At 70.2% G+C, this 6,826-nt stretch carries 6 protein-coding genes; 5 read left to right on the top strand and 1 reads right to left on the bottom strand.

Annotated elements, in window-relative coordinates; translation table 11 throughout:
• From RT309_RS13030 to RT309_RS13015, 4 genes are all read left to right on the top strand, one after another.
• Positions 1–352: CrcB family protein (locus RT309_RS13030; protein WP_313357683.1), on the top strand; the 352-nt coding region annotated here is incomplete at its 5' end.
• Entirely contained in the window at positions 349–711 is a 363-nt protein-coding gene (locus RT309_RS13025; protein ID WP_313357681.1) for a CrcB family protein, read from the top strand. The genes RT309_RS13030 and RT309_RS13025, both read left to right, overlap by 4 nt.
• 72 nt (positions 712–783) lie before the next feature.
• Entirely contained in the window at positions 784–1,356 is a 573-nt protein-coding gene (locus RT309_RS13020) for a TetR family transcriptional regulator (RefSeq protein ID WP_313357679.1), read from the top strand.
• 11 nt (positions 1,357–1,367) lie between these two features.
• The gene (locus tag RT309_RS13015) at positions 1,368–4,838 is read left to right on the top strand and encodes an efflux RND transporter permease subunit (RefSeq protein ID WP_313357677.1); all 3,471 of its coding nucleotides are present in this window, start codon (positions 1,368–1,370) and stop codon (positions 4,836–4,838) included.
• A 94-nt stretch (positions 4,839–4,932) separates the two neighbouring features.
• On the opposite strand, the gene RT309_RS13010 is transcribed toward RT309_RS13015, so the two are convergent.
• Positions 4,933–5,850, bottom strand: a complete 918-nt coding sequence (locus RT309_RS13010; RefSeq protein WP_313357675.1) for an aldose 1-epimerase family protein — start codon at positions 5,848–5,850, stop codon at positions 4,933–4,935.
• A 590-nt stretch (positions 5,851–6,440) separates the two neighbouring features.
• Here RT309_RS13010 and RT309_RS13005 point away from each other — a divergent pair.
• A partial coding sequence (locus RT309_RS13005) for a hypothetical protein (RefSeq protein WP_313357673.1) occupies positions 6,441–6,826 on the top strand: 386 nt, incomplete at its 3' end.

Genomic DNA, 6,826 nt, shown 5'->3' with positions numbered 1-6,826 from the left:
GGCCGCGCTCGCGGCGGCGGGCGGCGCGGTCGGCACCGCCGCACGCCTCGGCCTCGGGATGCTGATCATCGACGCTCCGGTCGCGGTGCTGGTCGCGAACCTCGTCGGCGCGCTGCTGCTCGGCATCCTGACCGCCCGCATTCCCGCATCTGATCTGCGGATCCTGCTCGGCACCGGGATGCTCGGCGGCTTCACCACCTACAGCGCGTTCGCGGTCGACAGCGTTGAGCTGTGGGCGGCCGCACCCGCGCTCGCCGGGGGGTACATCGCCGTGAGCCTCGCCGGCGGGCTGCTCGCCGCGTGGCTCGGCCTGCGGATCGGTGGCTCGCTCGGACGCAGGAGCGCCTCGTGAATCCGCTCGTGTTCGCCCTCGCCGCCGCCTGCGGCGGACTCGGGGCCGCGGCCCGGTACCTCATCGACATCGGCGTCGCACACGTCACCCGCTCGCGCTTCCCGTGGGGCGTGATGGTGATCAACATCACCGGCTCGCTGCTGCTGGGAGCGGTGGTCGGGATGCTTCCCGGCGCCGCCTTCGTGGTCGGCGCGGGCTTCCTCGGCGGGTACACCACCTTCAGCACGGCGATGGTCGATGCGATCTCGCTGTGGCGCGACGGCGAGCAGCGCGCGGCGGTCGCCGATGTGATCGGGATGCTCGTGCTCTCGCTCGCCGCGGCCCTGCTCGGCCTCGGCATCTCAGGCGGGCTGGGCTGAGGCTGCCAGTCCGGCCACAGCTTGCGGCGCGCATAATGTACAGACGTACATCTGCGATGCCCGGGAGGCGACATGAGCGAGCCGTCACGCCGCCGTCGTGACCCCGAGGCGCGCCGGATCGAGATCATCACCGCGACCGCCGAGCTGATCCTCGAGGTCGGTGTGAGCGCGGTGACGCACCGTCTCGTCGCCGCCCGCGCCGGTGTGCCGCTGGGCGCCACGACCCAGTACTTCGCCACCCTCGACGACCTGCGCTCGCAGGCGCTGCACCATCTCGTCACCGAGGTCGACGCTCGCGTCGACGGCATCCGCGCGACGCTCGAGCAGCGCGGAGCGACGCCGCACGTGCTCGCCGAGCTGATCGTGCAGGGACTCGCCGACGCCCGCGCTCTCGAGGCGGATCGCGCCGTCGTCACCGCCGCCGTCGACGACCCCCAGCTGCGGGCGATCGCGCGACGCTGGTCAGAGCGGATGACCGGCTTCCTCGTGCCCGCCTACGGCATCGAACGGGCCACCGCCGCGGCCGTCTTCATCGACGGCGTGCTCTGGCACGCCCGCATCCACGACGAGACGCTGGACGCCTCCTTGATCGAGAACGCCCTCGCCGGCATCCTCGGCACCGATCCCACGACCACGAGCGACTGAAAGAGCACCGCGTGTCGAACCTCGCCATCCTCAGCCTGCGCAACCGCGCACTCATCGCGCTGATCACCATCGTGGCCGCCGTCTTCGGCGGCCTGGCGCTCACCAACCTCAAGCAGGAGTTGATTCCCTCACTCGAGCTGCCCGCCCTGGTGGTCACGAGCACCTATCCGGGCGCGTCGCCCGAGGTCGTCGAGAACGACGTCTCCACGCCGGTCGAGAAGGCGATCCAGGGCGTGCCCGGCCTCGAATCGAGCAGCGCGACGAGCACGACCAACGCCTCGATCGTGCAGGCGATGTTCGCGTACGGCACCGATCTCGCCACCGCCGAGCAGAAGATGCAGCAGGCGATCAACCGCATCTCGCAGCAGCTGCCCGACGACGTGAGCCCGCAGGTGCTCAGCGTCTCGATCGACGACTTCCCCGTCATCCAGATCGCGGTCACAGGCTTCGACGACTCCGAGGCCGCACTGCAGGATCTCGAGACCACGGTGATCCCCGACCTCGAGGACGTCGACGGGGTGAACGCCGCCGACATCGTCGGAGGCGTCGGCCAGCGCATCACGATCACCCCGGATCGGGCGAAGCTGTTCGCCGCCGGACAGACGACGCAGTCGATCAGTCAGGCGCTCGAGCAGAACGGTGTGCTGCTGCCGGGCGGGGACGTCACCGAGGGCGACCAGACGCTCACCGTGCAGTCGGGTGCGAAGCTCGCCTCGGCCGAGGATGTCGCGGCCCTGCCGCTGAGCGGCACGGATCTCACCATCGGCGAGGTCGCCGACGTCGCGCAGGTCGCCGACCCGGTCACGTCGATCTCGCGCGTCGACGGTGAGGACGCCCTGTCGATCGCGGTCACCAAGCTGCCCGCGGCGAACACCGTCGAGGTGTCGCAGGGCGTGCTGGCCGCGCTCGACGAGCTCGGCGACACCTTCCCGGACGCCCAGTTCACCGTCATCTTCGACCAGGCGCCCTACATCCAGCAGTCGATCGACACGCTCGCCACCGAGGGCATGCTGGGCCTGGCGTTCGCGGTTCTCGTGATCCTCGTCTTCCTGCTGTCGATCCGCTCGACGCTGGTCACCGCGATCTCGATCCCCACCAGCGTGCTGATCACCTTCATCGGGCTGCAGGCGTTCGGATACTCGCTCAACGTGCTCACCCTCGGTGCGCTCACGATCGCGATCGGCCGTGTCGTCGACGACTCGATCGTCGTGATCGAGAACATCAAGCGGCACTACGTCGAGGGCGCAGACAAGGGCGCGGCGATCCGCCTGGCCGTGCGCGAGGTGGCATCCGCCATCACGGCATCGACCATCACCACGGTCGCGGTGTTCCTGCCGATCGTGTTCGTCGGAGACATCGTCGGCGAGCTGTTCCGTCCGTTCGCGATCACCGTGACGATCGCGATGGTCGCCTCGCTACTCGTCGCCCTGACGATCGTGCCCGTGCTCGCGTACTGGTTCCTGCGGCCGGGCAAGCCGCTGGTCGCCGCAGACGGCGCGCGTATCGATCCCGAGCATCCGGATGCCCCGCCCACGACCCTGCAGCGGATGTACCGGCCGATCCTCGGCTGGACGCTGAAGCACTCCGCAGTCACCGTCTTGCTCGCGGTGCTCGTGCTCGCCGGCACGCTCGCCGCGGCCCCGCTGATGAAGATCAACTTCCTCAGCGACTCCGGCCAGAACACCATGACCGTCACGCAGGACATCGGCAACACCGCGAGTCTCGAGGCCAAGTCCGAAGCGGCGAAGAAGGTCGAGGGCGCGCTGCAGGGCATCGACGGGATCACGCACGTGCAGGCGTCGATCGGATCGAGCGGCTCGGCGCTGCGCGACGCGTTCTCCGGCGGCGCCGGCATCACGTACTCGATCCAGACCAGCGACGACGCCGATCAGGAGAAGCTGCGCGCACAGGTGCAGAAGAAGGTCGACGCGCTCGACGGCGCCGGCGAGGTCACCGTCGCGGCGAGCGGGGGCGGATTCGGGTCGAGCGACATCGAGATCACCGTCACCGCGCCGAACGCCGACGATCTGCAGACCGGCACCGACGCCCTCATGAAGGAGCTCGACGGACGCGACGGCATCGGTCAGGTGACGAACAACCTGTCGGCCGCGCTGCCGTACATCGCCGTGGTCGTCGATCGTGAGGCCGCCGCCGCGCGCGGGCTGTCGGAGGTCGCGGTCGGCTCGATCGTGTCGGGCACGATGCGCCCGCAGCAGATCGGCTCGGTGGAGGTCGATGACAGCGCCCTCACGGTGTACCTCGTCGACCCCGAGCCGCCGACATCCGTCGACGCCCTGAAGCAGCTCTCGATCCCCACGGCCACCGGCCCGGTGCCGCTCGAGCAGCTCGCGACCGTCGAGCAGCGTGAAGGCCCCACCTCGATCTCGACCGAGCAGGGACGCCGCACCGCCACGGTCACCGTGCCGCCGGCATCCGACGATCTCGCCGTCGCCACCGCATCGGTGACCGCGGCACTCGACGCGGTCGACCTGCCCGACGGCGCCCGCGCCGAGGTCGGCGGTGTGGCCGAGCAGCAGGCCGAGTCGTTCTCGCAGCTCGGGCTGGCGATGCTCGCGGCGATCCTCATCGTCTATGTCGTGATGGTCGCGACGTTCAAGTCGCTGCGTCAGCCGCTGCTGCTGCTCGTGTCGGTGCCGTTCGCCGCGACCGGGGCGATCCTGCTGCAGATCGCCACCGGTGTGCCGCTGGGCGTCGCCTCGCTGATCGGCGTGCTCATGCTGATCGGCATCGTGGTGACCAACGCGATCGTGCTCGTCGACCTCGTCAACCAGTACCGGTCGAAGGGGCTCACGACTCCCGAGGCGGTGATGGCGGGAGGCGAGAAGCGCCTGCGGCCGATCCTCATGACGGCGCTCGCCACGATCTTCGCGCTGACGCCGATGGCGCTCGGCATCACCGGGCACGGCGGATTCATCTCGCAGCCGCTGGCGATCGTCGTGATCGGCGGCCTCGTGTCGTCGACCGTCCTCACCCTCATCGTGCTGCCGACGCTCTACAACCTCGTCGAGGGGGCGAAGGAGCGCCGTCACGCGAAGCGCGCCCCGCGCGGTGACGGTGACGATCCGGACCGCGGGCCGAGCGGGGACGACGCGCAGGGCCCGGTGCCGAGTGACGGCGGTGCGGCGGCCGATCCGGCGCCCGCGGCCGGCTCGACCTCGGCTGATCCCGCGGTATCGGCGGTCGGGACGCCCGCTGTGCCTCCGGCTGGGCAGGCTGTCGCAGGGTTCGAGGATCCGGATGCCGTGGATCCCGCCACGGCCACCGTGATGATGCCTGTCGAGAACCGGGCATCCGACTCGATGATGGCCGCGGCGGCAGCGGCATCTGCCGCGGCGGCAGCCGCCTCGGCCGCTGCTGCTGCGGCATCCGTCTTCGCCACCGCGATGGCAGAGGGGGCGGAGCGCCAGCCGACTCGCCGGGAGCTGCGCTCACGCGGCCTGCCACCGGCGAACGACGTCTGAGCCGCGTCAGGCGTCTCGCGGATTTCAGGAGAACACGTGAAACGCAGGAGCCGATCGGATGGATCGTCCTGCGTTTCGGGTGAAGTCCGGAGATTCAGGAGAAGCGGATGCCCCACTGCAGCGTCCACGACTCGCCTTCGGCGAGGCGGCGCAGTCCGCGACCGGAGTTGAAGGCGTCGGCCGGGGCCGTCATCGGCTCGATCGCCACGGCGAGCGGCTGCCCGGGGTACTGGTCGGTCGTGTAGGCCTGGATGTAGTCGAAGCCCGGTCCCTGCTGCAGCGTCACCGCGCGGCCGTCCGGCGCGGAGAGCGTGGTGCGCACGAAGCCGTCGGCATCACGGTGCAGGCTCCCGTACCCGGTGTCGAGCTGCACGTCGCTCAGGCGACGACCCTCGCGCAGGTCGGTCGCCGACGAGACCGGGCTCTCGCCGACCGGCAGCAGCCGGTCGTCGGTCTCGAAGTACGTCTCCGCCGGCAGGCGCAGCACGAGCTGCCGGGGGTCGACCCCGTCGATGACGAAGAACGGGTGCGTGCCGAGCGCCACCGGCGCGGGGTCGACCGAGTGGTTGATGAGGGTGTGCGTGACGTCGATTCCGGCATCCGTCAGCGTGAAGGTGACCGACGTCGCGACCAGGTACGGATATCCGGTCTGCGGCACGATCTTCGCCGCGAGGGTGACGGACTCGTCGGTGTGTTCGGCGATCTCGTACGCGGTGTAGCGCAGCAGGCCGTGGCTGGCGTTGCGGAGCTTCGGCTCGCTGATGGCGAGGGCGCGCTCGGCGTCGCCGTCCTGCCAGACGCCGTCGCGGATGCGGTTCGGCCACGGCGCGAGCACGACGCCCGAGCACGACGGGGTCGGCTCGTCCGCCGGGTAGGGCGGCACGATCTCGACACCACCGATCGTGAGATGACGCAGGGAGGCACCGACCTGGGCGATCTGCGCGGTCACGTCACCGCGTCGCAGGTGGATCTGGATGCCGGTGGGGGAGCCGATCACATCGTCAAGAGGCATGAGGTCATCGTACGGTGGGCCGTCTCTCAGAAAAGCCCGGTATTCTGGAACGCGTCGGCTTCGAGCACCCGCGTCACGCGGTTCTTCCGAGCACTAACGCTCATTGTGAGCTCAGGGGCCGATGGTTCATAACCATCACATGAATGGCCCCGGTCGACGAATGCCCGGGTATGTCCCACGCGCGCTGATCTCTGTGCCCGCGGAGCGGACGCTGTTCTCGTGTCAGAGACAGTCAGGAAACACCATGCCCAAGAACGGCAAGCCCAAGGGCGGACGCCCGTCACGCAACTTCGAGCCTCGTTACGCGAAGAGCGGACCGTCGTTCCACGAGCGCCACTCCGGCGGACGCCCGTCGCGCGACGGCGATCGTCGGACGGATGCCGGAGAGCGCCGCTCGTTCCCATCGGACGCCCGCGCCGACCGTCGGCCCGGCAGCGTCAGCCCGAAGCACCGGGGCTACCGCCCCGCCGATGTCGAGGGATCGGCGCCCAAGGGCCGCTGGTCGGACACGCAGCGCGCCGGTCGCGACGAGGCACGCTCGATCCGCAACCGCGCAGAATCCGGACGCCGCGAGGCTCCGCACCACCGCAGTGACCGTGACGACCGCGGCGGTCGCGGTTTCGAGCGCAACGATCGGTTCGGTCGGGATGCCCGTCCGGCGCGTGATGACCGGTTCGGTCGGGATTCGCGTCCGGCGCGTGATGACCGGTTCGGTCGGGATTCGCGTCCGGCGCGTGATGACCGTGGCGGGTACGAGCGTCGTGGCGGCTTCGACCGGGATGCGCGTCCGGCGCGGAACGACCGCGGCGGCTTCGAGCGTCGTGGCGGCGTCGACCGCGATGCCCGTCCCGCGCGTGACGACCGTGGCGGATACGGCCGCACCGACCGTTTCGATCGTGGTGCCCGCCCGGCACGTGACGACCGCTTCGACCGTGATGCCCGTCCCGCGCGTGATGACCGTCGCGGTGGTTCCGAC

The organism is Microbacterium sp. (assembly GCF_032084865.1).
GTDB lineage: Bacteria > Actinomycetota > Actinomycetes > Actinomycetales > Microbacteriaceae > Microbacterium.
Note: the sequence above shows the minus strand (reverse complement) of the source record. Positions and strands in the feature narration are given on the sequence as shown.

Bases quoted from the DNA above. Each gene is read 5' to 3' on its own strand.
- RT309_RS13010 (WP_313357675.1), bottom strand. From the start codon at position 5,850: ATGCCTCTTGACGATGTGATCGGCTCCCCCACCGGCATCCAGATCCAC.
- RT309_RS13020 (WP_313357679.1), top strand. From the start codon at position 784: ATGAGCGAGCCGTCACGCCGCCGTCGTGACCCCGAGGCGCGCCGGATC.